This is a genomic window from Actinoplanes sp. NPDC051859 (assembly GCF_044452725.1).
Lineage (GTDB): Bacteria > Actinomycetota > Actinomycetes > Mycobacteriales > Micromonosporaceae > Actinoplanes.
This window is the reverse complement of sequence record NZ_JBITBX010000011.1, coordinates 11,970-37,038: the sequence shown is the minus strand read 5'-3', so window position 1 is coordinate 37,038 and position 25,069 is coordinate 11,970. Positions and strand designations below refer to the sequence as shown.

General features: G+C 70.9%; 18 protein-coding genes and 1 riboswitch. Of the genes, 9 read left to right on the top strand and 9 right to left on the bottom strand.

The genetic code is table 11. The features are described 5' to 3' along the window. Nucleotides 1-61: 61 nt before the first annotated feature. From ACIA1L_RS25490 to ACIA1L_RS25470, 5 genes are all read right to left on the bottom strand, one after another. A complete protein-coding gene (locus tag ACIA1L_RS25490; RefSeq protein ID WP_396075435.1) occupies nt 62-1,354 on the bottom strand; it encodes a guanine deaminase in 1,293 nt (430 codons plus the stop codon). Then, nucleotides 1,351-2,196: a xanthine dehydrogenase accessory protein XdhC gene (gene xdhC / locus ACIA1L_RS25485; RefSeq protein WP_396075434.1), complete on the bottom strand. Its 846-nt coding sequence runs from the start codon at nt 2,194-2,196 to the stop codon at nt 1,351-1,353. Before xdhC ends, ACIA1L_RS25490 begins: the two co-directional genes overlap by 4 nt. After that, a complete protein-coding gene (gene xdhB, locus ACIA1L_RS25480) occupies nt 2,189-4,627 on the bottom strand; it encodes a xanthine dehydrogenase molybdopterin binding subunit (RefSeq protein WP_396075433.1) in 2,439 nt (812 codons plus the stop codon). Before xdhB ends, xdhC begins: the two co-directional genes overlap by 8 nt. Then, on the bottom strand, nt 4,624-6,054 hold the full coding sequence (locus ACIA1L_RS25475; RefSeq protein WP_396075432.1) for a xanthine dehydrogenase small subunit: 1,431 nt from the start codon (nt 6,052-6,054) through the stop codon (nt 4,624-4,626). Before ACIA1L_RS25475 ends, xdhB begins: the two co-directional genes overlap by 4 nt. 195 nt (nt 6,055-6,249) lie before the next feature. Then, complete coding sequence (locus ACIA1L_RS25470) at nt 6,250-8,367, bottom strand: hypothetical protein (protein ID WP_396075431.1); 2,118 nt, start codon at nt 8,365-8,367, stop codon at nt 6,250-6,252. 225 nt (nt 8,368-8,592) lie between these two features. Here ACIA1L_RS25470 and ACIA1L_RS25465 point away from each other — a divergent pair, with 225 nt between their 5' ends. Further along, nucleotides 8,593-9,114, top strand: coding sequence for a DUF4262 domain-containing protein (locus tag ACIA1L_RS25465; RefSeq protein WP_396075430.1), 522 nt, complete (start codon nt 8,593-8,595; stop codon nt 9,112-9,114). A 9-nt stretch (nt 9,115-9,123) separates the two neighbouring features. On the opposite strand, the gene ACIA1L_RS25460 is transcribed toward ACIA1L_RS25465, so the two are convergent. The 4 genes from ACIA1L_RS25460 to ACIA1L_RS25445 are packed head-to-tail and all read right to left on the bottom strand — an operon-like array spanning nt 9,124 to nt 14,562. Further along, nucleotides 9,124-12,153: a hypothetical protein gene (locus tag ACIA1L_RS25460; protein WP_396075429.1), complete on the bottom strand. Its 3,030-nt coding sequence runs from the start codon at nt 12,151-12,153 to the stop codon at nt 9,124-9,126. Continuing rightward, nucleotides 12,150-12,848 carry a hypothetical protein gene (locus tag ACIA1L_RS25455; protein ID WP_396075427.1) on the bottom strand — a complete coding sequence of 233 codons (699 nt, stop codon included), beginning with the start codon at nt 12,846-12,848 and terminating at the stop codon, nt 12,150-12,152. Before ACIA1L_RS25455 ends, ACIA1L_RS25460 begins: the two co-directional genes overlap by 4 nt. Further along, nucleotides 12,845-13,366: a hypothetical protein gene (locus tag ACIA1L_RS25450; protein WP_396075426.1), complete on the bottom strand. Its 522-nt coding sequence runs from the start codon at nt 13,364-13,366 to the stop codon at nt 12,845-12,847. Before ACIA1L_RS25450 ends, ACIA1L_RS25455 begins: the two co-directional genes overlap by 4 nt. Beyond that, the gene (locus ACIA1L_RS25445; protein WP_396075425.1) at nt 13,363-14,562 is read right to left on the bottom strand and encodes a hypothetical protein; all 1,200 of its coding nucleotides are present in this window, start codon (nt 14,560-14,562) and stop codon (nt 13,363-13,365) included. The genes ACIA1L_RS25450 and ACIA1L_RS25445 overlap by 4 nt, the downstream gene beginning before the upstream one ends. 146 nt (nt 14,563-14,708) lie before the next feature. On the opposite strand from ACIA1L_RS25445, the gene ACIA1L_RS25440 reads away from it, so the two are divergent. The 8 genes from ACIA1L_RS25440 (at nt 14,709) to ACIA1L_RS25405 (ending at nt 25,022) form a co-directional block, all read left to right on the top strand. Next, nucleotides 14,709-16,670 (top strand): methyl-accepting chemotaxis protein, encoded by a 1,962-nt coding sequence (locus tag ACIA1L_RS25440; RefSeq protein ID WP_396075424.1) that lies wholly within the window; start codon nt 14,709-14,711, stop codon nt 16,668-16,670. A gap of 52 nt (nt 16,671-16,722) precedes the next feature. Further along, nucleotides 16,723-18,174: a peptide MFS transporter gene (locus tag ACIA1L_RS25435; protein WP_396075423.1), complete on the top strand. Its 1,452-nt coding sequence runs from the start codon at nt 16,723-16,725 to the stop codon at nt 18,172-18,174. Between the two features lie 188 nt (nt 18,175-18,362). Beyond that, a complete protein-coding gene (locus tag ACIA1L_RS25430; protein WP_396075422.1) occupies nt 18,363-20,183 on the top strand; it encodes a phosphatidylglycerol lysyltransferase domain-containing protein in 1,821 nt (606 codons plus the stop codon). Then, complete coding sequence (locus ACIA1L_RS25425; protein WP_396075421.1) at nt 20,180-21,337, top strand: alpha/beta hydrolase; 1,158 nt, start codon at nt 20,180-20,182, stop codon at nt 21,335-21,337. Before ACIA1L_RS25430 ends, ACIA1L_RS25425 begins: the two co-directional genes overlap by 4 nt. Nucleotides 21,338-21,380: 43 nt before the next feature. Continuing rightward, nucleotides 21,381-21,554, top strand: a riboswitch (cobalamin riboswitch). A 30-nt stretch (nt 21,555-21,584) separates the two neighbouring features. After that, on the top strand, nt 21,585-22,568 hold the full coding sequence (locus ACIA1L_RS25420; RefSeq protein WP_396075420.1) for an ABC transporter substrate-binding protein: 984 nt from the start codon (nt 21,585-21,587) through the stop codon (nt 22,566-22,568). Nucleotides 22,569-22,612: 44 nt separating this feature from the next. Next, the gene (locus ACIA1L_RS25415; protein ID WP_396075418.1) at nt 22,613-23,569 is read left to right on the top strand and encodes a FecCD family ABC transporter permease; all 957 of its coding nucleotides are present in this window, start codon (nt 22,613-22,615) and stop codon (nt 23,567-23,569) included. Continuing rightward, entirely contained in the window at nt 23,569-24,327 is a 759-nt protein-coding gene (locus ACIA1L_RS25410; RefSeq protein ID WP_396075417.1) for an ABC transporter ATP-binding protein, read from the top strand. Before ACIA1L_RS25415 ends, ACIA1L_RS25410 begins: the two co-directional genes overlap by 1 nt. Then, the gene (locus ACIA1L_RS25405; protein ID WP_396075416.1) at nt 24,324-25,022 is read left to right on the top strand and encodes a (2Fe-2S) ferredoxin domain-containing protein; all 699 of its coding nucleotides are present in this window, start codon (nt 24,324-24,326) and stop codon (nt 25,020-25,022) included. Before ACIA1L_RS25410 ends, ACIA1L_RS25405 begins: the two co-directional genes overlap by 4 nt. Nucleotides 25,023-25,069: the final 47 nt, after the last annotated feature.

The window sequence follows — 25,069 nt, the reverse complement described above, 5'->3', positions numbered from 1 at the left end:
AAGATCAAAGGATCTGCATCCTAGAGTCCTGGCGGATCGTGCGGGTGCCCCGGGCGACGAACTAGTTGTTTGCGGACACCTGCCGGCCGTCGATCCAGACCCGGGCGACGTCGTACGGCGTACCCAGGGCGAACACCTTCGCCAGAGCGTCGTCCGGACCGGCTGCGTGCCGCATGCCGATGTCGAGGGGGGTGCCGGACTGGGGGCGTACCCACATGGCATCGAATTTCTTGCCGATGCTCAGGTCGCCCACCTGGTCGCGCAGCCCCAGCGCCTGTGCCCCCGCCGCAGTCGCCAGGTGCAGCAGGTGCGCCGCGGTGAGGGCGACGCCGTCGGTGCCGCTGAGGCGCTGCAGGAGGTACGCCTGCAGGCCCTCCTTGAAGAGCGAGAAACCGGTGCCCGCCCCGACGTCGCAGCCCAGCGCGACCGGCACGCCGTGGGCGAGGTGGCGGTGCAGCGGGAAGATGCCACTGCCGAGCGCGGCGTTGCTGGTCGGGCAGTGCGCCACGCTCGCACCTGCCGCGGCGAGCCTCTTCAGCTCGGCGTCGGTGGGGTGCACGTTGTGGGCGAGAACGCTGCGCTGCCCGACGAGGCCGTGCCGGTCGTAGGTGTCGAGGTAGCTGCCACCGCCGAACAGCGTGCCGACCGTCGCAACCTCAGCGACGTTTTCGTTGATGTGCGAGGTGAACCAGCTGTCCGACAGGTCCTTGTGCAGTTGTCCGCACGCGGCGAGCACATCGTCGCTGCAGGAGAGCGCGAAGCGGGGGGTGACGGCGTACCGGCTGTTTCCGGTGCCATGCCAGCGGTCGGCCAGGGCGCGGCCTTCGTCGTACGCACGTTCGGCGGTGGTGTGCAGGTCGTCGCGGAGCAGCCGGTCGCTGACCACGAGGCCGCTGGTGACCCGCAGGCCGCTGGCGGTGGCCGCCTCGAACAGGGTGTCCACCGCGGACGCGAAGTGGGAGCCGAAGACCAGGGCCGTGGTGGTGCCCGCCGCGAGGAGAGCGGTGGTGAACTCGGCGGCGACTTCCCGCGCGTAGCTCACCTCGGCGAGGCGGGACTCCTCGGGAAGGGCACAACGGTCCAGCCATTCGAGCAGCGGCATGCCGAGCGCGCCGATGACGCGTACCTGAGGAAAGTGCACGTGGGTGTCGACCAGGCCGGGCAGCAGGACGCCGCCGGGCAGCTCGACCACGTCCGCGTGCGGATGTTTCGCCCGCAGGGCGGGGAAAGCGCCGCGGTCGGTGATGACGCCACCTTCGACGAGCAGCCCGGCGTCGCTGTCGCTGCGCAGCGCTCCCCCGGTGAAGGGATCGTCCGGAGTGTCGAGGGTCTGGGCACGGAAGAGGGTCGTCATGAGTCGGCGTCCAGGGTGAGGGGAACGGGCGCGGTGGCCTGTTCCATCGTGCGCAGCAGGTCGGCCGCCACACTGACGGCGATGGTGGCGGGTTCTTTGCCGCGGATGTCGGTGAGTCCGATCGGGGTGGTGATGCGCTCCAGCGCCGCGTCGTCGTGACCCTGAGCGGCCAGCCGGGCGCGGAAGCGGACCCATTTGCCCGCCGAGCCGATCAGCCCGACCGTGCCGAACTGGCCGCCGCGCAGGACCGCGTCGCAGAGCGCGAAGTCCTCGGCGTGGTCGTGGGTCATGATCAGGATGTGGGTGCCGGGTGGCAGATCCCCCAACACGATCTCCGGCAGTACGGCCACCCGATGCACGTGAACGGTTGCCACGGCGTCGGCGAGCACCGCCAGCCGGCTCTCGGCCAGCTGCTCCGGGCGGGTGTCGACAAGGTGCAGGTCGAGGTCGTGCCTAGCCAGGATCCGTGCCAGTTCCATGCCGACGTGGCCGATCCCGAACACCGCCACCGCGGGTACGACGGGCAGCGGCTCGAGCAGCACGGTGACGCTGCCGCCACAGCACTGCACGCCATGCTGGTACGGCGCCTTGTCCGACAGCGCCACCGTGAACGTATCCGGCACGGTGGCGCCACCGGTCAGCAGCTCCCGCGCCCGGTCGATGGCGACGGCCTCCACGTTGCCGCCGCCGATCGAGCCCCAGGTTCGGGTGGTGCCCACGACGAGTTTCGCACCGGCCGCGCGGGGAGCGTGGCCGCGTACCTCGATCAGGGTGACGAGTACGCCCGGTTCGCGGACCGCCCGCAGGTGGGCGACCGCGCCGAGCCAGCTGCGGTCAGACACGGCTGACCGCCTGACCCACCTGTTCCGACTCGGGCCGCAGCGGGTGCGCGCCGGTGCCGGGCTGCGGCGGCGTGACGTCGCCAGCGGTGGTGTGGCTGTCGGCGGCTCCGGCGCGGGCCTGTTCGATCGCCCAGAACACGGCTTCGGGCGTGGCCGGCGAGGCCAGCTCGACGGTGACGTTGCCGGGGCCGAAGGCTGCGGCCGCCTCGCGCAGGGCTTCGCGGACGCACAGGGCCAGCATGAGGGGTGGTTCGCCGACGGCTTTGGAGCCGTAGACCACGCCGTCCTCGGTGGCGTCGGTCATCAGCGCCACGTTGAAGACCTCGGGCATCTCGGAGAAACTGGGCAGCTTGTAGGTGCTCGCCGCCTGCGTGGTCAACCGGCCCCGGGCGGCGGTGTCGCTCTCGTCCCACCGCAGGTCCTCGAGGGTCAGCCAGCCCGCGCCCTGCACGAAGCCGCCCTCGATCTGACCGATGTCGATCAGTGGCGAGAGGCTGTCGCCGACGTCGTGCACGATGTCGACCCGGCGGGTCCGGTAGGCGCCGGTGAAACCGTCCACCTCGACTTCGGCGGCGGCCACCCCGTACGAAAAGTATTTGAAGGGGGTGCCGTGCATGACGGACGAGTCCCAGTGCAGGCCTTCGGTGCGGTAGTAGCCCGCGGCGAAGAGCTGGACGCGCTGAAAGTAGGCCGTGCGCACGAGGTCGTCCCAGGCCACGCCCGCGGCGGCGCCGATGCCCTGCGCGATCCCGCCCGAGATGCGCACGTCGTGGGCGTTGACGCCGAGCATGGTGGCGGCGACCTGGGTCAGCCGAGCGAGGATCTGGTCGCAGGCGTCCTTGACCGCGCCGCCGTTCAGGTCGGCGCCCGAGCTGGCCGCGGTGGCCGACGTGTTCGGCACTTTGTCGGTACGGGTGGGAGCGAGCCGAACCTTCTCGACCGGGATGCCCAGCGCGGTGGCCGCGACCTGCACCATCTTGGTGTGCAGCCCCTGACCCATCTCGGTGCCGCCATGGTTGATCAGGACCGAGCCGTCCTTGTAGACGTGCACCAGCGCGCCCGCCTGGTTGAACGCCGTGAAGTTGAACGAGATGCCGAACTTCACCGGCGTCAGGGCCAGACCCCGTTTCGTGTACGGGTGCCCCGCGTTGAACTCCGCGATCTCCCGCCGCCGCTCGGCGACGGAGCCGGTGTCAAGCACTTGATCCCACAGCTGGTGGAGCCGCTGCGCGTGCCGAACCGGTTGACCGTACGGTGTGGCCTGACCTTCGGTGTAGAAGTTGCGCCGCCGCAGCTCCACCGGGTCGATGCCGAGCAGCGGCGCACACCGGCCCAGAATGTCCTCGATGACGAGCATGCCCTGCGGCCCGCCGAACCCGCGGAACGCCGTCTGCGACGTCTTGTGGGTGCGCGCGACCCGCCCGGTCAACCGCACGTCCGGCAGCCAGTACGCGTTGTCGGTGTGGCACAGCGCCCGCGCCAGCACCGGCTCGGACAGGTCGAGGCTCCAACCGCCGTCCGACGTCAGCGTCGCGTCGAGCGCCCGCAGCCGCCCGTCCGCGTCGAAGCCGACCCGCCAATCGGCGTGGAACCCGTGCCGTTTGCCGGTCATCGTGAGGTCCTGCGTACGCGTCAGGCGCAGTCGCACCGGACGGCCCGTCAGGGTCGCACCCAGCGCGGCGATCGCGGCCAGGCCGTGCGGCTGCATCTCTTTGCCGCCGAAGCCGCCACCCATCCGCAGGCACTGCACGGTGACCTCATGACTGGCCCGCCCCAGCACATGCGCGACGATCTCCTGCGTCTCCGACGGGTGCTGCGTGCTGCTCTGCACGAAGATCTGCCCGGCCTCGTCGACGTGCGCCAGCGAACAGTGCGTCTCCAGATAGAAGTGCTCCTGCCCGGCGAACTCGAAGGTGCCGCTGAACACGTGCGCGGCCCCGGCCATCCCGGCCTCCACGTCCCCGCGCACGATCTGCGGGGTGGCGCCCTGGAAGCTTTCCGCGGCGATCGCGTCGGACAGGCTCACCAGTGACGGCAGCGGCTCCACCTCGACAACGACGGCAGCTGCCCCCAGCCGGGCCGCCTCGAACGTCTCGCCGAGCACCCAACACACGGCATGCCCGAAAAACATGACCTCGTCGGGGAACAACGGCTCATCGTGCTTGACCCCGGCATCGTTCACGCCGGGCACATCGCCCGCCGTCAACACGCGCACCACACCCGGCACGTCCAACGCAGGCTCGGTCTTCAGCGCGGTGACCCGGGCGTGCGCGTAGGGAACCTGGACGGGATGCGCATGCAGCACGTCTTTGGTGCGGTGAACCAGGTCGTCGGTATACAGCGCCGCACCGGTGACATGCAACGCCGCGCTCTCGTGCGGCAGGGACACGCCGACTGCGGGATGCGCCGGGCGCTCGGACAGGGCGCTCATCGGGCTACCTCCTTCTCGGCGTACAGCTTCAGCAGGGCCTGCCCGAGCATCGCTGCCCGATAGGGGGCACTGGCCCGATGGTCGTCCAATGGCGTGCCCTCGCCCTGCAGCACCTGCGCAGCGGCCGTGACGGTCTCCGCGGACCACGGCTGCCCCGCCAAGGCGGCCTCGGTGTCCTTCGCCCGGATCGGCGTCGCCGCCACCCCGCCCAGCCCGATCCGCGCCCGGACCACGCTCCCGCCAGCCACGTCGAGCGCAAACCCGACGGCGACGCTGGAGATGTCGTCGAACCGCCGCTTGGCGATCTTGTGGAAGGCGGTGATCCCTGCCAACGGCAGCGGAATCCGCACCGCCCGAATCAGCTCGTCCGCCCGCCGCACGCTGCGTCGATAGCCGGTGTAATAGTCCGCGAGCGGCACCTCCCGCTCCCCGTCGGCGTCGGCCAACACCACGCCGGCCGCCAACGCCAACAGCACCGGCGGCAGGTCCCCGATCGGCGAGCCGGTGCCGAGGTTCCCCCCGACCGTGGCACTGTTGCGGATCAACCGCGATGCGAACTGCGGAAAAAGCTCGCCCAGCAGCGGCACCCGCCCCGCCAGCTTGCGCTCCACCTCGCTCAACGTCAGCGCGGCGCCGATCTCGATCGTCTCGGCCCCCACGGTCAGCCCCCGCAGCTCGGGCAACCGGTCGATCGCGATGACGCACTCCGCCCGCGCCCCGCGCAGATTGACTTCCACACCCCAGTCGGTCGAGCCCGCCACCACGGTCGCTCCCGGCCGCTCCCGCAGCAGTTCAAGAGCGTCGGCCAGCGCGGCCGGACGGAAAAACTCCCGCTCATTCTTCCGTACGCTGGTCAGCGCGGCCGGCGCCACCGGAGCATCCCGACGCCCGGCTAGCGGATCGTCAGCATCCGGCGTCCCCAGCGCGTACGCAGCGTCGCGGATCGGCCGGTAGCCGGTGCAGCGGCACAGGTTCCCGCTGAGCGCATGCAGGTCGAAGCCGTTCGGGCCGTGTTCGGCCGTCGATTCCTCCGAGCATGCCTTCCTGCCCGTCCGATAGAACTCAGCGGCCATGCTGCACACGAAGCCCGGCGTGCAGTAACCGCACTGCGAGCCGCCCCGTACCGCCATCTCCCGCTGCACCGGATGCAGGTCATCCGGGCTGCCGAGACCTTCGGCGGTCACCACTTCCTGGCCGTCCAGCCCGAGCGCGGGAATCAGACACGCGTTGACCGCCACCCACTCGGTCGGGCTGTCCACCCCGGGCCGCGCCACCAGGACCGAACACGCGCCGCATTCGCCCTCGCCGCAGCCTTCCTTGCACCCGGTGAGCCCCTGCTCCCGCAGCCAGTCCAGCGCGTTCGTGTGCGGCGCGACCTCGCCCAGTGCGAGATCCCGTCCGTTAACCCTGATCCCGGCAGCGCCCATGATCAGCTCCCGTCAGCCGTCGTCCACGTACCGATGTTTCCCCAGGCCCGTGCTCTTCGGGCGGGAAACATGGTTGACGGTGACGCAGGGGCGGCTGGTTATCCATGTGAACAACCGCCCGAGCCAGCAGAGACTCTACAAGTCAGCGGCCCTCCCGGGAAGCCGGCGCCGCCAACCGGTCAGCTCTGCCAGTCGTCAACGGGTGATTCGGATATCGTCGATGAAGCCGCGGTAGCCACCGATGTTCGCCCGCTGGTCGTACCCGACGTCCACCTGCACGACCTGCTTGCCGCCGGCGACCGCGCCCAGCGGGACGCTCACGAAGTTCCAGGTATCCAAGGTCAGCTTGCCGCACTGGTGCTCCGGGTGTGCCCGGTTGCCGTGCTGATCGGTGGCGCCACTTTCGCGCAGACTGTTCCGGGCACCGGAGGGCGGAGTCGAGAAGATCAGGTCCACCGCCACGCAGGTGCTGTTGGCACCGGTGGCACCTTCCGATCTCTGCGGATAGATCCAGTACGACAGCCGGGAAGTCGGCGTAACGATCACGTTGTCCAGGTCGAACACCTTGGTGTAGGCGAACGACGTGGTCGTACTGGTGTCATTTCCCGAGAAAAGCAGTGCGTTGTCCCCGGTGTGCGCATTCTTCCCCAGAAAGCTGGTTGTCAGCTCCGGACCGGTCAGTGAGCAGCAGATCCCGCCCACGTTACTGATCCAGCCCGCTACCGCCTGGTCGGAAACCGTGCTGGCCCAGGTGTTGCCCGGCTGATAAGGCTCCACCCCACTGGCGAACACGTCGCTGGAGTTCCAGGTCGGCTCGCCCTGATCGGCGTTCTGCGGCATGAGCACCAGGGCACCGTCGTCCTGCAGGCGCATCGTCGAGGCGCCCCGTCCCCACGAGCTGGCAGCCCACAACGGCCGGGCGGCGTGGTCGAAGAGGACCACATTGCCGTCACGCTGGTGGGTCAGGCGGTACCCGCGCTGGTCGCCCCGCACCCAGATCGGAGCCGGCACCCCGCCACGGAGGTCATAGAGCACCAGGTTGCCGTCATCCTGCATCTGCAGCGTGAACTTGCCGTTCGCGGACCTCATCGCCGCACCCCGGAACAGCGATCGACCCGGTGGGAGCGTCGGCAGCCAGTCGTCACCGATCAGCGCGGCGCGGACATCGCTGTACATCGGCTCCTTGGGATTTCCGTCGGCGTCCCGGAGCCCGAAGTGGCATTCGCTCTCGTAGGGCCGGTCGACGCAGTTCGAGTAGGTCGTCGGGAGATCCTGGAAGGAATAGATGAACAGTGGCCCGGTGTAGGGCCGGGACCGCCACATCCGGATCCCCTCCTCGAGGGCGTCGCGGACGCGCTCCGGCGTCTGCGGCTCGCGCCAGCCGTCGCTGGGGAAGCCCATCTCGGTGCCCCAGATCTGCTTGTCGGCATCGTCGTAGCGGACCATCACCGCACGCAGAGCCGCCAGACCGCCGCACTCGGGGTCGTCCGGGCCGAAGGTGGACCAGAACCGATACCAGTGGCCGGCACCCGCACATGGATCCTTGGCGAACGAGGGAAGGTTCCCGCCGGGGTGGTCCGGGTAGGGGTGGTAGGCGACCGCGTCCATGTGGCCTCCCATCCCGTTCCGGTAGGCCCACTCCAGCCAGTCGGCCGCCTCGTCGCCACCATGCCAGGTCCCGTTCGCGTCCTCGTAGGTGTCGCCGCTCGTCGAGCCGCCGGCCAGCACGACACATTGCGGACAGCCGGCCTTTACCTCCCGATGGGCGATCTCCACCAGCTGCCAGTACCGTCCGGCCCGGACGTCGAGGCTGTTGTCACCGTAGTTGCCGAAATGGCGAAGGTTCGGCTCATTCCACACCTCGTAGGCCTGCACCTTGTTCCCGAAGTGGGCCACTGCCTGCCGAACGATGCCGGCCCAGGCCATGTCCTCCGTAGGAAAATAATGGATTCCGCGACCGCCGTTGGCCCACGGCGCTGAATAGTCCAGGATCAGCAGCACCCGAACGCCACGCTCGTAGGCGGCGTCGACCACACCATCGAGTCTGGTCCAGTTCGGCGCGACATGACGGCTCGGCTGCACCTCGTGCCAGTACAGGTCGACGCGGATGATCGGCTTCTTGTTCCCGACATACTCGTCCATCGCCGCGATCCGGCCGGGCCGGCTCTCCAGGTCGCCGCCGTCGATGAAGCCGACATCTGCGGAGGTGAAGGTATAAGGATCGGCAATCGGCACCGGAGCGACGGGGGCAGGCACACCGACGGCGCCTATCAGCAGGAGCAGGACAGTGATACGCGCCAACCATCGGCGCATATGTCCTCCCCCGTGAGCTCGACACTGCTCCCGTGACGAGCGACGGGCAGGCTACCACGGTCGCCGATCCGCCCGTTTTCTCTAGTCAAACCGCGAAATGCGCCCTTTCCCCAGGAAAGATGTCCGCACCATTGTGGAGATCTGCCGCGCTGACGGCCCGGCCCGACCGCGATCAGTCCGGCTGGCCGCTGCAGGCGGGTACTGGTGATCGCCTACGCTCATCGGGTGTTCGAGGATTCGCGGATCTGCCGCTGCGTCATCTGTCACGACTACGACGATCGCGCGGAGTACGACGCGGCCGACCGTGGCGTCATCGACAATGTGCGCGAGTTCGGGTGGAGTGTCACCGGCGTTCCCGCGGATGAGCAGGGGCCGGGCTGGTCGTACACGATCGGTCGTTGGCACAGCAGGGGTGAGCCGGAGCTGGCCATGTTCGGACTCGACCTGCGGGTCATGCAGTCGTGCCTGAACATCCTCGGCAAGCGGGACGGGCTCGCCGACGGCCAGTCCCATGACGATGTCATCAACGGCTACCCGGTGCACCTGCGGAGCGTGCAGCCGGACTGGTTCCGGGCTTTCTTCGGTCAGGGCATGTGGTTCTACCGGCATCCGCCCATCCCGTTCCTCGAGGTCGTCTGGCCGGACCGGGAGGGCCGTTTCCCGTGGGACTCCGGCAGCCTGGCCCAGCCGCACCTGTGGCTCCCACCCACCGACCACGTGCCCGGCGTCTGGACTCAAGACGTCTGAGCTGCTGCGTCAGGGGCGGTAGGAGTTCATCCAATCGGTGAGGAGGGCGATCCGGGCGGATTCGGGTTCGCTGCCGATGACGACCGGCGCCTGGTTGTAGGGGAACGCGTCCGAGGTGCGCCGCAGCTTGATGTACAAGCTGGACGACCCGATGGCGTACCGCTCCATGTCGTCCTGCAGCGCCCCGACGACGCTGATGGCCCGGTCGCGGCCGATGTTTTCGAACAGGGCGACGGCATCGCGGCGATGGGCGGAGCCCAGGTTGCGGCCCAGTTCGTCGAGGACGAGCAGCAGCGGCCGGTCGTGCGAGCCGGCCAGCGCAGCGGCGCACACGAGCTTGACCGCCTTGTCGTCCATCTGAGCCGTATTGCCGCGCAGCCGGTATGACGACAGCGGTTTGCCTTCGCCGCGACGCCAGCGCGGGGTGATGGTCCACTGCCACGGTTTCTGGGGGTCGGCGGGTGGTTCGGGTTCGGGGAAGTCGAGGCTCGCGCCGTACCCGCCGTACGCCTGGTCGAGGTTGTCGAATTCGAGCGCGACCCGTTGCAGTTTGGCCTTGATGGCAGTGGCGAGGGTGGCCCGCAGGGCCGCCGAGGCGAGTTGGGCTTCGTGCAGGTGAGTCTCGGCGCTGTGCAGGGTGCGGGTACGGGTGGCGCGTTCGGAGTGGATCTGGTCGACGGTCTGCTGGTCGAGGTCTTCGAGCTCGCCGAGGTAGCCGCCGACGATGCGGAGCACCTGCGGGATGAGTCGAAGGTGGGCGGCGGCGCGGCGGTCTCGGCGCTGGTCGTCGACGACACGGAGTTCTTCGGGGACCTGTTCGTCCGGGGTGCCGGCGGGGAAGCAGGTGCGGCGGGCCAGTTCGGTCTGGTACGCGCACAGGTCGTCCCATTCCGTGATGCTGCGCCGCTGTTCGGCCTCGTCGAGGGTGAGCAGGTGGTGTTCTGCTGCGGCGACGGTTCCGGTCCAGGCGTTGCGGCGTTGGGCCAGGTCGAGTGCTGCTCGTTCGGTGGTTTTCTCCTCGGCGGCGGCGCGCAGGTTCTCGAGTTCGCGGCGCAGGGTGTCGCGTTGGGTGCGGGCGGCGGTGGCGCGTTGGTCGCGGGCGTTGCGCTCGCCGAGGGCGGTCTCGTAGCCGGATTTGGTGCGGGCGAGTTGCGTGGCGACCTTGTCCAACTCGCCGCTGAGTTTGGTGTTGGTGGTGCGCAGCTCGGCGACCTGGGTGTCGAGCCGGTCCGCTTCGAGGGCGGCGCGGGCGGCCTGGGCGTGGTCGGCGGCCCGGTCGCGGGCGCGTTTCGCGGCGCGGATGGCGTCGTCGGCGGCTTCGTCGGCGGTGGAGGCAGCCGACAGGGCGTCGCGGGCGGTCTGGATGCGGCCGGCCCGGCCGGTGCGGGCTTCGGCGAAGCCGGTGATCGCGTGGACGCCAGCGTCTGCGTCGGTGTGCTGGGGTGTCGCGCCGGCGCGGTCCTGGAGAACTTTGAGGAAGCGGTCCACGGTGTGTGCCGTGCCCGGGTCTGCTTCGACAAGCAGCGACCCGGGGATGCCGACGAGTGCTGCGGCAGCGGCCGCGATGTCCGAGACGACAACCGCTTGCCGGTACGGCAGCAGCCGCGCTTCCCAGCTGGGGCGCTCGGCGTCGTCGAGGGTGACCGCGTCGATGAGGGGGATGCCGGTGAGGCCGGCGGCGCGCAGTGCTTGGAGCTGCGGCACCGCCACGTCTTCGCCTCGTTCCGCGGCAGCCAGGGCGGCGCGAGCGTCGAGCAGGGCTTGCTGGGTGACGCCTTTGTGTCGTTCGGCGTCGCGGATCGCGTCGCGGGCGGCGCGCAGTTCCGCTTCGGAATCGGCGAGGGTACGGCCGTCCGCGGCGGCCGCGGTCTCGCGGAGCGTGCGGCTGCGGGCGGTGAGTTGTTCGAGCTGGCCGACGTTGTGGCTGTGGCTGGTCCGCAGCTCTTCGGCGGCGGCCAGGGCCTGTTCGTGCTCGCGGACCCGGGTGCGGTAGCTCGCCTCGAAGGTCTTGTCGTCGGAGAGTCGGGCGAGGTCGTCGTCGGCGGTGGCGAGCTGGTCGTCGAGCTCGCGGCGGCGCAGGTCGAGGTCGGCGAGACCGGCGGCAAGCTCCTCGTCGTGGGCGACGCCGTCGACGAGGCTACGGGCGCAGCGGGATGTCCAGCTCTCCCGGGCTGCGGCGAGCAGCGTCCGGGCCTCCTGCCGGGCGCGGACGGTGTCCTCGATGGCGACCATCCGGCTGTTCCAGTTTTCGTAATCCTCGCTCGCCTGCCGGGCGTCGACGGCGTACTGGTGTTCCTGCTGGCGGGCCTTCTGCTCGTCGTCGATCTCCCGGTTGAGGCCGGTCAGGGCGCCGACCGCGTCGAAGATGCGTTCCGGGGTGAGCTCGTTGAGTGGCTGGGCGAGCAGGTTGGCGGTGAGGCTGGCCCGGACCGAGGTGGACAGGAAGGAGACGCAGCGGACCGTGGTGCCGTACAGGGTGCGGGCGAGGCGGTTGGCGCGCAGGTCGGTGCGCCCGTTGCTGCGGGGCAGGTCGGCCCAGAGCTGGTCGGCGGTGCTCGCGCGGTCGTTCTCGGTGCTGCCGTACGCGACGTGGAGCCGGTTGGCCCAGCGCAGCTCGACGTGCGGGGCCTGGCGGTTGACCCGCAGCCACACGGTCAGCACGTCGGCGTCGAGCTCGGCGACGGTGTGGCTGCCGGGCGGGACGAAGACGCCGACGAGGTAGCCGTGGTCGGCGTTGGCGTGCAGGGATTCCTGGCCGGCGAGTTCGGCGGTGAACAGCAGTTCGGCGGCGGCTTGCGCACCGGACTGCAGACGCCACTGGTCGTCGGCGTGCAGCAGGCTGAGGCCGGCGATGAAGGAGGATTTGCCGGCGCCGTTGGAATCGGAGGGTCCCTGCCCGGCGACGGTGATGAGCCCGCGGGACGTGATCGGCACCGGGTGGGTGGACAACCGGGAGATGTTGATCATCTGGATGCCGGCGAGCACTCGCGGGCCGACGAGGTCGTGGGCACCCTCAGGGCCGTAATCGGCTGCCGTCAACGCGGGTTCTCCCCTTCACGATGCGGCGCGGTCGCGCCAGTCCCGGTTCGCGACCGCGCACCGCGGGCGGAGCGGTTTCGCCGTTCCCGGATCGCCGCGGCCAGCGGATGGTCCGGGGCTGCCGCGAGGATCAGCTGGTCTTGCAGGCGGGCGCGGGCGGCCGGGGTGAGGCGCAGCAGCTGCGGGCCCGGCACGTACCCACCATCGGCGTCGCCGCCGCGGATCCGGCGCAGGATTCCCGCCGCGACCAGCTTGCTCAGCGCGGCCCGGGCCGCCCCGGGCGGCACCTTGCCGGCGCGCAGCACATCCTGCTCCGTCGCCGGGTAGGTGCTGGTCCACGCGTCCTGACCGAGCCGTTCCTCACTGCGCGCAATGGCGACGGAGTAGACGAGGACCAGCACGAGCACAGCGCGCTCGACCGCGGTCAGGGGCTGCCAACCCTCGGCGGTCAACTCCGCGGCGATGGTGTCGTCGTACCCGGTGGTGAAGTGCAGGTCGTCGACCTGGACCAGGACCCGGCCGGTGTGGCGCAGCAGCCGGTCGAGGCCGGCACGGCTCGCCGGGTCCTGCACGGCCGGCAGCTCCTGGCGGTGGATCGGATCGCGGGAATGCTCCAGCAGCGCGTACGCGGCCTCGACCTGCTCGCGGCCGCGGTCGGTCAGCGCAGCGAGCACTGTCTCGAACACCGGGTTCATCGCTCGTCGTCCGGTGGGATCAGCCGCCACAGCTCGCGGATGGTGCTGAGTTCGAGGGCTCCCCAGGTGGCGACCCGCGGGCCGAGCCGGACCGAGCCGGGCGCCTGCAGCACCCACCGGGCCGTCTCCAGGCGGCGCAGCCCGGCGGTGAGCAGTCGCTGGCGACTGATCCGGTCGCGGCCGGGGTGCAACAGTTCGAGGACCCGGTCGATCCGGGCGAGGTCGGCGGGCTGACCGGGCCACGGGTCGACGCCCGGGTCGGGCCAGCAGCACCGCAGGCAGGCGGCGAACACCCGCAGTGTGCCGGCGGGGTCGGTGAAGGTCGCGGCGGGCTGGCCGTACTCGGCGAGGACGTCGGGGCCGGCCTGGCTGGGGATGGCGGGCAGGAACCACACCGACTGGGCGTCCGGTGCGATCAGGCGTCGCATGCCCGCCGGGGTCGCCGTGCCCGCGGGGGCGTGCTGCGGACCGCCGGACCGGGCTTTCACCCACCACAGCGCTGTTTCTCGGTCGTTCATCGTCGCTCGAACCACCCGTCGGTGGCCCAGCTCAGCTCGGCGGTGGGGTGCACGAGCCAGTCGTCCGCCCAGGTCAGCGCGTACGGCAGCTCGGACCGCAGGTGCACAGCGGTGAGGTCCGCCAGCACCCGGCGCGCGGCGGCCCAGTCCCCCGCCCCGGTCAGCAGTTCGGCGACGCTGACCCGGTCCTGGCCGGCGAGCAGCTCCTCGGCGCGGGCGACCAGCGCGTCCGCCTCGGCAGCAGGATCAGCCGCGGTGGAAACCGGGCCGTCGTCGTCGATGCGGGGCCGGGGCGGCGGGGTCCGGCCGGCGTCGGTGCGCAGCCCTTCCTCCACCGCGTCGAGCAGGTCGTCCGCGGTGAAGTAGGGATCGGGCGCGTCGAACAGCAGCCCGTCGACGGCCGCGGCCAGCTCGTCGACGCCCGCATCCCGGGCGAAGCTGCGCCACCGCTCGGCCGGGAGCAGCCCCAACGCCCGGGTCTTGCCGGCCTGGTCGATGAGGCGCCGCGCGGCCGTGGTCACCGCGTCCCGGTACGCGCCCAGGGCCATCCGCAGCTCGGTGCACTCGGGCAACAGTTCCGGCCAGCGGGCCAACGCCCGGTTGTGGTAGAGCTTCGCCTGGTCCAGCATTTCGCTGTTGCCCAGCATCGGCTGGGCCTGCGAGCGCAGCGACTCGACCGTCCCGCCCTTGGCGAGCTGCATGATGGGGTTGGCGAGCAGCCGGAACACGTTCGTCATCTCGCGCAGGTGCTCGCGTGCCTCACCCCGCGTCGTGGCGGCGTCGTCGGCGGCCAGCCGGGCGATCGACAGCATGCGGTGCAGCTCACCCAGGCCGCCGGTCCGGGACAACCGCCGCAGGAACAACAGCATCACGTACGGCGCGAACGCCGCCTGGTAGTACATCTCGTGCGGCCGCTCGTTGACCCGGGTCACCGCCCGGTACGACCGCAGCACCTCGAACCGGCGCCGCAGGGCCACCGCCGGGGTGCCGGGGCAGGCGGCGATGACCTGCTCCACGGTCAGCCCGGCCGGGCCGGCATCCGCGAACGCTTTGAGAATCGACTCGTCGATCAGCACCGATGCCGCGTCGTCGACGATGCCGTTTGCTTCCCGGGCCAGGACCGCGAACACCTGCCGGTATACGCCGAGGACGGCGGATCCGGCGGTGTTCTCCTCGAAGGGCAGGGCGGCGGGCACCGGGCGATTGTGCACGGCCTTGACCAGCCCGGCCAGGCACGGTCGGTCGGGGGTGGCGCACGCCTCGCTCAGACATTCAGGGCCTATTGCCGAAGTAGCCATTGGGTAGCGGGAAGCGCCCGTACCCCTCGCAATCTGGAGGTTTCGTGCACGGCATCCGGACCCGGCTGGTCGCCAGCGTGCTCGTCATCATCGCGGTGGCGTTGGGCGCCCTGGTGGCTATCACCACCACGTGGACGACCGCGTTGGCCTTGGAGCAGGCCGGGGACCACACGGAGGAACTGGCCCGCCGGGAGGCCGGCGAGGTCGGCGCGCGGATCGACGTCGCCGTTGCCGCCGCCCAGGAGCTGGCCGGCGCGATGGCGACGCTGAAGGTGGCGGGGATCACCGACCGGACCGCGGGCAGCAACCTGGTCCGCGACACCCTGGCCCGACACCCGGAGTTCGTCGGCATGTCGACCGGGTGGGAGCCGAACGCGTTCGACGGGCGCGACGCGGCGTTCAAGGACAAGGCGCCGAGCGACGCGACCGGCCGGTTCATTCCGTACTGGTACCGCGACGGCACGGCGTTGAAGTCGGATCCGCTGGTGGACTACGAGAAGCCCGGCGCCGGCGACTGGTATCTGGTGCCGCGCAAGACCGGCAAGAGCATGGTCGTGGACCCGTACGTGTATCCGGTGAACGGCCAGGACGTCCTGATGACGACGGCGACCGCCCCGATCATGGTCGACGGGAAGTTCGTCGGCGTGGTCACGGTCGACATGGCGCTGTCCGAGCTGAGCGCCGCCCTCGGTGCCGACAAACCGTACGGCACGGGCTACCTGTCGCTGGTCACCGCGGGCGGCGTGGTCGTGGCACACCCGCAGGCCGACCTGCTCGGCAAAGCCCTGCCCGGCGAGGTCGCGAAGCAGATCCCCACCGCTCTCGGTGACGCCGGAGCGGCCCGGTGGAACGGCAAGGACGACACCCTCGGCGAGGACGCCACCGCCGTCGTGGCGCGGGTGAAGCTGGCTACCGGTGACTCGTGGGCGCTGCTCGTGGCCGCACCGGATTCCTCGATCACCGCTCCGGCCACCGAGCTGAGTGGCACGCTGCTGCTCGCCGCCGCGGTCGCGTTCCTGGCCGCCGGGGCCGTGGTCTACGTGCTCGGCACCCGCCTGACCCGGCCGCTGCTGTCACTGCGCGACCGGCTCTCCGAGATCGCTGACGGCGACAGCGACCTGAGCGCGCGGGTGGACGAGTCGCGCCGCGACGAGATCGGGCAGCTCGGCGCCGCGTTCAACCGGTTCACCAGCAAGATCGGCGACGTGGTGCGCCGGATCGACGCCCAAGCCGAGCAGGTCAGCATCTCGGCGCGGTCGCTGAGCACGATCAGTGAGCGGCTGCGCGCCAACGCCGCCGAGACCGCCGAGCGGGCCGACGTGGTGGCCGGGGCGGCCGAGCGGGTGTCCGGCAACATCAGCACGGTCACCGTGGGTGCCGGCGAGATGGGCGCTTCGATCCGGGAGATCTCGGCCAGCACCTCCGAGGCGGCCCAGGTCGGCGGCCGGGCGACCGAGGCCGCACTGGCGACGACGCAGACGGTGGCGAAGCTGGGCGCGTCGTCGGTGGAGATCGGCGAGGTAGTCAAGGCGATCACCAGCATCGCCGAGCAGACCAACCTGCTGGCCCTGAACGCGACCATCGAGGCAGCCCGCGCCGGTGAGATGGGCAAGGGCTTCGCGGTCGTCGCCGGGGAGGTCAAGGACCTGGCCCAGGACACCGCCCGCGCCACCGAGGACATCACCCGGCGGGTCCAGGCCATCCAGGCCGACACCCAGGCAGCCGTCGCCGCCATCGACGAGATCGTGCACGTCGTCGGCCGGATCAACGAGCTGCAGACCACCATCGCCGGCGCCGTCGAGGAACAGACCGCCACCACGCAGGAAATGAGCCGCAACGTGGACGAGGCCGCCGCCGGCTCGGCCGACATCGCCGCCACCATCGGCGCGGTCGCCGAAGCCGTCCAGCACACCACGGCCAGCAGCACGGACACGGGCCGGGCCGCTGAGGAACTGGCCGGACTTGCCGCCCAGCTCAAAACCTCGGTGGGTCAGTTCCGAGCCTGAGCGATCGACGTCACCCGTTTGGGTGATGCAACGCCCGGGTAGCTGGCCGCCCATGACCGTGACGCGTGAACGGGACACCGGGTTCTTCGGCCAGCCCCGGGCCTTGGCCAACCTGTTCGGGGTCGAGCTGTGGGAACGCTTCTCGTTCTACGGCATGCAGGGCATCCTGCTGATCTACCTGTACTACTCGGCGGCCGATGGCGGCCTGGGCATCCGCGAGGACACCGCCACCAGCATCGTCGGCGCGTACGGCGGCGCGGTCTATCTGTCCACCATCATCGGGGCCTGGGTGGCCGACCGGCTGCTCGGCTCCGAACGGGTGCTGTTCCTCAGCGCCATCCTGGTGATGGGTGGGCACATCGCGCTGGCCGTCCTGCCCAGGCTGGCCGGCGTCACCGTGGGCCTGATCCTCATCGCCATCGGCAGCGGCGGAGTGAAGGCCAACGCCACGTCACTGGTCGGCACCCTCTACGCCGCGGACGACGAGCGCCGCGACGCCGGGTTCTCGCTGTTCTACCTCGGCATCAACCTCGGCGCACTGGCCGGGCCGCTGCTCACCGGGCTGCTGCAGCAGCGTGCCGGGTTCCACGTCGGGTTCGGCCTCGCCGCGGTCGGCATGGCGGTCGGGCTGGTCCAGTACGCGCTCGGTCGACGGCGGCTGCCGGAGTCGGCCCACGACGTACCGAATCCGCTGCCGGCCCGCAGCCGGACCACCGTGGCCGGCATCGCCGCGGTCGTGGTCGTGGCGTTGGTGATTCTCGCGCTCACGGGCGTGCTGTCCGCCGACCGGCTCGCCACCGTCGTCGTGGTCGTCAGTGCCGCCGCCGCGATCGGCTACTTCGCCGTCATCCTGGCCAGTCGGGACATCAGCGGCGAGGAGCGTCGCCGGGTCTGGGCGTTCGTCCCGATGTTCCTCGCCAGCGCCGCTTTCTGGTCGCTCTACCAGCAGCAGTTCACGGTCGTCACGATCTACTCCGACCAGCGGCTCGACCGTACGGTGTTCGGCTTCCAGATGCCCGTGTCCTGGGTCCAGTCGATCAACCCGGTCTTCATCATCCTGCTGTCCGGCGCGTTCGCCGCGCTGTGGACCCGGCTCGGCCGCCGGCAACCGTCCACCCCGGTCAAGTTCGCCGCGGGTACGGCCATCATGGGCGTGGCGTTCCTGCTCTTCCTCCCCCTCGCCGGCGGCGGACCGAACAGCACGCCGCTGCTCGCCCTGGCCGGCATCCTGCTCGTCTTCACCATCGCCGAGCTGCTGCTCTCCCCCGTCGGGCTGTCGCTCACCACCAAACTCGCCCCGCGGGCGTTCCACACTCAGATGGTCGCGCTGTTCTTCCTGTCCGTGGCGCTGGGCACTGCCCTGTCGGGCACGCTCGCCCGCTACTACAGCGCCGACAACGAGGGCACGTACTTCGGGGTGCTCGGTGCGGTCGCGATCGTGCTGGGGCTTGCTCTGGCCGCCGCGGCTCGACCGATCTCCCGGCTGATGGGCGGCGTTCGCTGACGGGCAGTGACCCAAGGGGCAGCGCTACGTGTAGCTGACCGCGGCTGGTCCACCTATCGGTGGAGAGCCCGGCCGACAGGTCCACCTGGCGGCAGATGCCCGGAGTAGCGCGGTGATGGCACTCTCTCGTTCGGTCCGATCTTGGCGCGACATTGCCGCCGGCGGATGGATACGACGGGGAGGGCAACGTGGCACGACAAGAAGCCAGTACGGCTACGGCAGCGAGCAAGACCGCGGGACACGCCAGCTGGGCGGCCTGCCGCCGGCGCGTACCGGCGATCGCCACCGTCCTCTGCGCACTCGTCGGCACGCTCGGCATCCTCGCCGCCGCCGGTGCCGTCCGCGCCGAGTTCGCCGGCCACGCCTCGTCGTGGTCCGGCCTTCCCGCTATCAGTACGGCCGCAGGCGGCATCCTCTACCTCGTCGTCGCCCGCGGCCTGAGCCGGCGCCGGCGTACCGCCTGGGTGTGGCTGGTGTGCCTGATGGCGGTCGGCATCGTGCTGACCGCCGCCGGCGCCCTGGTGGACGGCGGCCCCGTAGCCGGCACCACCGGCACCGGTCTGCGCCTGGGCATCGGGATGCTGCTGCTCGCCGTCGTCGTGGCCGCCCGCGCCGAGTTCGCCGTGACCGGGCCGCGCCCGCGCCGCGCCGCCACCGTCCTCCTCGGCTCGCTGGCCGTCCTCGGCCCGGTGGCGAGCTGGGGCATGCTGACGGCCTTCAGCCCGGCGACCGCCAGCGGCCCGCACCGCGCCCTGTGCAGCGCCTGGTACTTCGTTCGCGGCCTCGTCGGCATTCGGCAGCCGCACCTCGAGGCCGCTCCCCCGGAATGGATCCCGGTCAGCGCTGGTGTCGCCGGCGCGGCTGTGGTGATCCTGGCGGCGTACCTGAGTTTGCGTCCGGGCCGTACGCCGCGGCACATGCCCAGCACCGAGATCCTTCAGCTGCGCGACCTCGTCGCCCGACACGGCGGTCAGGACTCGCTCAGCTACTTCGCTCTGCGCGACGACAAGACGGCCATCTTCTCCGAGACCGGCAAGGCCGCCGTCTGCTACCGCCAGGTCAACGGGGTCAGCCTTGCCAGCGGTGACCCGATCGGCAAACAGTCGGAATGGCCCGGCGCGATCAAGGCGTGGCGCGACGAGGCGATCGCCAACGGCTGGACCCCGGCGGTGCTCGGCGCGGGGCAGGCCGCGGCGCGGGCGTACGACCGGGCTGGCCTGCGGGTGCTGGAGATCGGCGACGAGGCCATCCTGCACACCGGCGAGTTCAGCGTGGAGGGCCGACCCATGCGCGGCGTCCGACAGGCCGTGCACCGGGTGCAACGGGCCGGTTACGAGGTGCGAATCCACCGGGTCGGCGACGCGGCACCCAGCACGATGGACGAACTGGCCGCGCAGGCCGAGCTGTGGCGCGACGGACCGGTGGAACGCGGTTTCTCCATGGCACTGGGCCGATTCGCCGACCCGACCGACCTCGAATACCTGGTGGCCGAGGTGCGTGACGCCGAGGGCCGGCCCGCCGCGGTGCTGGGTTTCGTGCCGTGGGGCACCGACGGACTGTCGCTCGACCTCATGCGCAAGGACCCGAACACGCCGAACGGCATCTTCGAGTTCCTGGTCGTGGAGCTGATGGCCCGAGCCGAGGCGCTGGGCGTCAAGCGTGTCTCGCTGAACTTCGCAATGTTCCGGGCCACCTTCGCCCGGGGTGAGCAGCTCGGGGCTGGACCGCTGCTGCGCGGCTGGCGCGGTCTGCTGATGGCCGCCTCCCGCTGGTGGCAGCTCGAGCAGCTCTACCGGGCCAACGCCAAGTATCAGCCGGACTGGACGCCTCGGTTCCTCTGCTACCCGCGCGGCCGAGACCTGCCGCGTGTCGCCCTGGCCGCGGCCATCGCCGAGGGATTCGTCACTCCGCCGGGACAACGCCGACCGGCCCCGGCACGATCTGCCGCGGCGATCGTCCCGACCGTCCTGCCCGAGCCCGCCGCCGCAGAAACGAGTGTGCCCCGTTGAACAGCATCGTCATCACCAGCGGCTGGCTGATCGCCCTGCTCGGCGCCCTGACGGTCCTTGCCGCCGTGGCGACCGCGAAGTTCTGGGACCGCGGCCGGTTCCGCACCGCGCACCGGGCCGCCGGCCTCATCCTCGTCCAGCTGTTGCTGCTGCTCAGCATCGGCGCCGTAGTGAACAAGCAGGCCAACTTCTACGTCACCCTGGGCGAGCTGTTGGGACAGAGCGCACCCGACGGGTACGCCGCCACGATCCCGCACAACGCCCCGCGGCTGACTTCCGACAACACGGGTCACGACGCCATCGCCCGGTGGATCGCCGAGCACCCGGGCGGCGCCGACAAGGGCACGGTGATCCCGGCGATGTTGACCGGCGCCCGGACGGGCTATCACCTGCCCGCACAGATCTACCTGCCGGCTGGCTACACCGCTCCCGAGGCCGCGCGGCGGGACTATCCCGTGGTGATGTTCCTGGCCGGCTATCCGGGCACGGTGGACAGCTGGCTCAAGACGATGGGCGTCGGCGCAGCCCTGGACAAGGCGATCAACGCTCGGGCTCTGCCACCGATGATCGCCGTCCTGCCCGAGCAGGACCCGGTCCGCGGCAAGGACAGCGAGTGCGTGGACTCGGCCACCGGGGTCCGCGCCGACACCTTCCTCACCTCCGATGTGCCGGAGATCCTCACCCGACATTTCCGGGCGGCCAGCGGTCCCGAGAACTGGGCCGTCGCGGGCTATTCGACCGGCGGCTTCTGCGCCTTCAACCTGGCCCTGCGGCATCCCGACAAGTTTTCCGCGGCAGCCAGCCTCTCCGGCTACTTCCGGCCCATCATCGACCGCTCCACCGGCGACCTCTACCAGGGCGACCTGAACCTGCGCCGGGCCAACGACCCCCGGCTGACCATCAACGAGCGCCGGCCCCGGCCCATGCATCTGTTCCTGTCCGCCGGGCTCGGCGACAAGGAGGCGCTGGCAGACCTGCACGCCTACCGGCCGCTGATCCGTACGCCGGACGTCGCCACCGTCTACGACAGCCGCCCGGGCGGCCACAACTTCGCCACCTGGAACGAAACGCTCCCGGCGCTGTTCCAGTGGCTCAACGGCTGGCTCGCCGCGCACCCCGACCGCGGCCAGCAACCGGACACCCGGACCAGCTGACCAGATCAGAGCGGCCCGGCGCGGATGGGCAGGTGCCCAGCCGCTAGGGTGGGCGCGCCGTGGTGTTCGGGAAGCCGGTGTGATGCCGGCGCGGCCCTCGCCACTGTGATCGGGATGCCGGAGGCCACCACAAGGTCACTGGGCGCAAGCCTGGGAAGGCCGGCCATCGGCGCACCACCCGTCAGCCAGGAGACCGGCCACGGCACCGTTTCGACCCGTCCACGAGGTGCTGGAAGGTGGTCCCGCTGTGCGGTCCTCCCTGTCCTGGCGCGTAACCGCGCCGCTGTCCGTCCTGTTCGTCCTGCTCGCCGGGTGCGGCGCCACCGATGCGCCGAAGGCCGCGCCGGGGGCGTCCGCGGGCGGGCCGGTCACGCTCGCCAACTGCGGTACGCCCGTCACCATCGCCAAACCGCCGACGCGGGCGGTGACCATGAACCAGCCGGCGACCGAGATCATGCTCGCGCTCGGCCTGCAGGACCGGATGATCGGCACGGCCTACCTCGACGACGCCATCCTGCCCGAGTACGCCGCCGCCTACGCGAAGGTGCCGGTGCTCGCCAAGGAGTACCCGGCCAAGGAGAAGCTGCTCGACACCGAGCCGGACTTCGTCTACGCGTCGTTCGCCAGCGCATTCGGCACCGAGGGTGTCGGTGACCGGGCCGAGTGGCAGAAACTGGGCGTGAGCTCGTACGTCTCGGCGGCGGGCTGCCCGAAGGAGACCCGCCTGGCAAAGCTGGCCCTGACCGACGTCTTCACCGAGATCCGCGAGATCGCCGCCGTGTTCGGGGTGCCGGACCGGGCCGAGCAACTGATCGCCGAGCAGCAGGCCCGGATCGTCAAGGCCAAGGCGAGCGGCCGGGACGCGAAGGTGTTGTGGTGGGACGCCGGCACCGACGCTCCGAGCGTCGGCGCGTGCTGCGGAAGCCCCGGCATGATCATGGCCGAGGCCGGCGTCACCAATGTGTTCGCCGAGCTCACCGGCTCCTGGGCTGACTCGAGCTGGGAAGCCGTCGTGGAGCGGAACCCGGACGCGATCGTGTTGATCGACGCAAGTTGGGACCCCGCCGCCGCCAAGAAGGCGTTCCTGGCGAAGCACGCCACGCTGAAGGACCTGCCCGCGGTCAAGAATCAGCGGTTCATCGTCGTCCCGTTCTCCGCCACGTCGGCCGGCGTGCGCAACGTGCTCGCCGTCGAGGCGCTGACCGCGGGGCTCGCGAAGGCCGGCAGCTGACTCCGGTCAAGGTCGGCGTTCTCGCGGTCGCCCTGGTCCTCTCGGTGGGTGCGGCGGTCACGGTCGGACCGGCCGACCTTTCCCTGCGTACGGTCGGCGAGGTGATCGCCGGCCACCTCGGGCTGACCACTGCCGACGTGCCGCTGATGCGCGACCACATCGTGTGGGAGTTGCGGCTGCCGCGGGTGCTCGGCGCCGCCGTCGTCGGGGCCGGGCTGGCCGCGGCGGGTGCGGTGCTGCAGACCGTGACCCGCAATCCGCTCGCTGACCCGTACCTGCTGGGGGTCTCGTCCGGAGCGTCCCTCGGCGCGGTCGCGGTCGTCGTCCTGGGCGTCGGTGGTGGGGTTGCCGCGCTCAGCGGCGGCGCGCTGATCGGCGCGCTGGCAGCGTTCGGGCTGGTGATCATCGTGGCCGGCGGGCGGGCGGCGCTGCGGCCGACCCGGGTGGTGCTCGCCGGGGTGGCCGTCGCCCAACTGTGCGCGGCGCTCACCACGTTCGTGATCATCTGGGTGGCGGATCCGCACGCCACCCAGTCGATCACCTTCTGGCTCTCCGGGTCGCTGGCCCGGGTCGACTGGACCGCGCTGGCCTGGGCGGCACCGGTGCTCGGCGCCGCGCTGCTCGTGATCGGCGCGCAAGCGCGGGCGCTCAACGCGTTCGCCTTCGGGGAGGAATCCGCCGCCACCCTCGGCATCGATGTCCGGCGGGTCCGGCGGGTGCTGCTGATCACCACCGCCCTGGTGACCGCCGTCCTGGTCGCGATCAGCGGCGCGATCGGCTTCGTGGGGCTGATCCTGCCGCATGCCGCCCGCCTCTTCACCGGTCCCGATCATCGGCGGCTGCTGCCCGTCGTGGTGTTGGCCGGCGCGATCTTCATGATCTGGGTGGACGCGGCCGCCCGGACAGCATTCGAGCCGCGAGAGCTACCCGCCGGGGTCCTCACCGCTCTGCTGGGCGTGCCCGCTTTCGTCTGGCTGCTCCGCCGCCGAGAGGTGCGCTGATGCTCGAGATCAACGACGTGTCCTGGTCGGTGCCCGCCGTCCACATCCTCGACGAGGTCACCTGCGCTGTGCCGCCCGGTGCGCTGGTCGGGCTCCTCGGCCCGAACGGTTCCGGCAAGACGACGCTGCTGCGGGTGGCGGCCGGCCTGATCCGGCCGGAGCACGGCCGCGTGTCGCTGGGCGAGTCCGACCTTGCCACGCTGTCCTGGCTCGCCATCGCCCGACGGACGGCGCTGCTGGCTCAGCACGCCGAGACCGAGCTGGACCTGACAGCGCTGGACGTGGTGCTGCTGGGGCGTACGCCGCACCGAAGCTCGCGCTGGGCCGATGGTGACACCGACCGGGCGGTCGCGGTCGAGGCCCTCGCCCGGGTGGACCTGGCCGGGTGGGCGGATCGTCGCTGGCAGACCCTGTCCGGCGGGGAACGCCAGCGCGTGCAGCTTGCCCGGGCACTCGCCCAGGAGCCGGAACTGCTGTTGCTCGACGAACCCACCAACCACCTCGACATCGGCCACCAACTGCAACTGCTGCATCTGGTACGCCGCAGCGCTGTCACCGCCCTGGCCGCCCTGCACGACCTGAACCTGGCGGCGATGTTCTGCGACACGGTGGTCGTCCTGCACCACGGCCGGGTCGTCGCCACCGGTCCGCCGCAGTCCGTCCTGACTCCCGCGCTGCTCGCCGAGGTTTACGAGGTCGATGCCGAGGTCACCGTGCACCACGGCCGCACGACCATCACGTACCGGCCGCCGACATGATCGTTTTGCTGATCGCCCGGTCGGTGACCCACCACGGCGGGCACGAAGCGGTGCACCGGCTGGCCGCCGCCGCGGCTGCGGAGCTGGAGCTGCCAGTCCGGGCCTGCTTTCTGGACGGCGCCGAACCGTCCCTGCACGCTGCCCTGGACGAGGTCCCGCCGGACGACGACGTGCTCCTCGTCGGTGCTCACCTGCCGCCGGACCGCTACCTCGACACCTGGATCCGGCGAGCGGTCGCGCACTGGTGCACCACCCGCGATCGGCGGCCCCGCATAGCCCTTTCCGCCCCACTGTCCACCCAGCCCGCACTGATCCGCGCGGTGGTCGAGGCGGCCGCCGGTCCCTCCGTGCCGCTCGGTGGCAATCCCGGGCCGTTCCGCAGCCCAGCCTGGTCGCAGCTCACCACGCACCGGCGGCACGTCCTCATCTGCCGCGGGCCACGCTGTACGGCGTACGGCGCGAACGAGGTGGCCGCTGCCCTGAGCGGCCGGCTCGCCGAGCTTGGTCTGGGCGACGACGACGTGCTCGTCACCGCGACCGGCTGTCTGGCGCCCTGCAATCTCGGCCCGTTGGTCGTCGTGCACCCCGAAGACACCTGGTACGAACGGGTGGACGCGGACTCCGCCGTACGGATCACCGAGCACCATCTTGTCCGGGGCGAGCCGGAGATCGCGGCGCGGCCGTCGCGGCAGTGAAGCAGCCAAGGTGCTTACAGGTTGCTACCAGCCAATTCGAGGTTTCC

Excerpts from the sequence above, each read along its gene's own strand:
- ACIA1L_RS25435 (WP_396075423.1), top strand. The coding sequence starts at position 16,723 with ATGACCGTGACGCGTGAACGGGACACCGGGTTCTTCGGCCAGCCCCGG.
- ACIA1L_RS25470 (WP_396075431.1), bottom strand. The coding sequence starts at position 8,367 with ATGCGCCGATGGTTGGCGCGTATCACTGTCCTGCTCCTGCTGATAGGC.
- ACIA1L_RS25455 (WP_396075427.1), bottom strand. The coding sequence starts at position 12,848 with ATGAACCCGGTGTTCGAGACAGTGCTCGCTGCGCTGACCGACCGCGGC.
- ACIA1L_RS25410 (WP_396075417.1), top strand. The coding sequence starts at position 23,569 with ATGCTCGAGATCAACGACGTGTCCTGGTCGGTGCCCGCCGTCCACATC.
- ACIA1L_RS25450 (WP_396075426.1), bottom strand. The coding sequence starts at position 13,366 with ATGAACGACCGAGAAACAGCGCTGTGGTGGGTGAAAGCCCGGTCCGGC.
- ACIA1L_RS25490 (WP_396075435.1), bottom strand. The coding sequence starts at position 1,354 with ATGACGACCCTCTTCCGTGCCCAGACCCTCGACACTCCGGACGATCCC.
- xdhB (WP_396075433.1), bottom strand. The coding sequence starts at position 4,627 with ATGAGCGCCCTGTCCGAGCGCCCGGCGCATCCCGCAGTCGGCGTGTCC.
- ACIA1L_RS25475 (WP_396075432.1), bottom strand. The coding sequence starts at position 6,054 with ATGGGCGCTGCCGGGATCAGGGTTAACGGACGGGATCTCGCACTGGGC.
- ACIA1L_RS25405 (WP_396075416.1), top strand. The coding sequence starts at position 24,324 with ATGATCGTTTTGCTGATCGCCCGGTCGGTGACCCACCACGGCGGGCAC.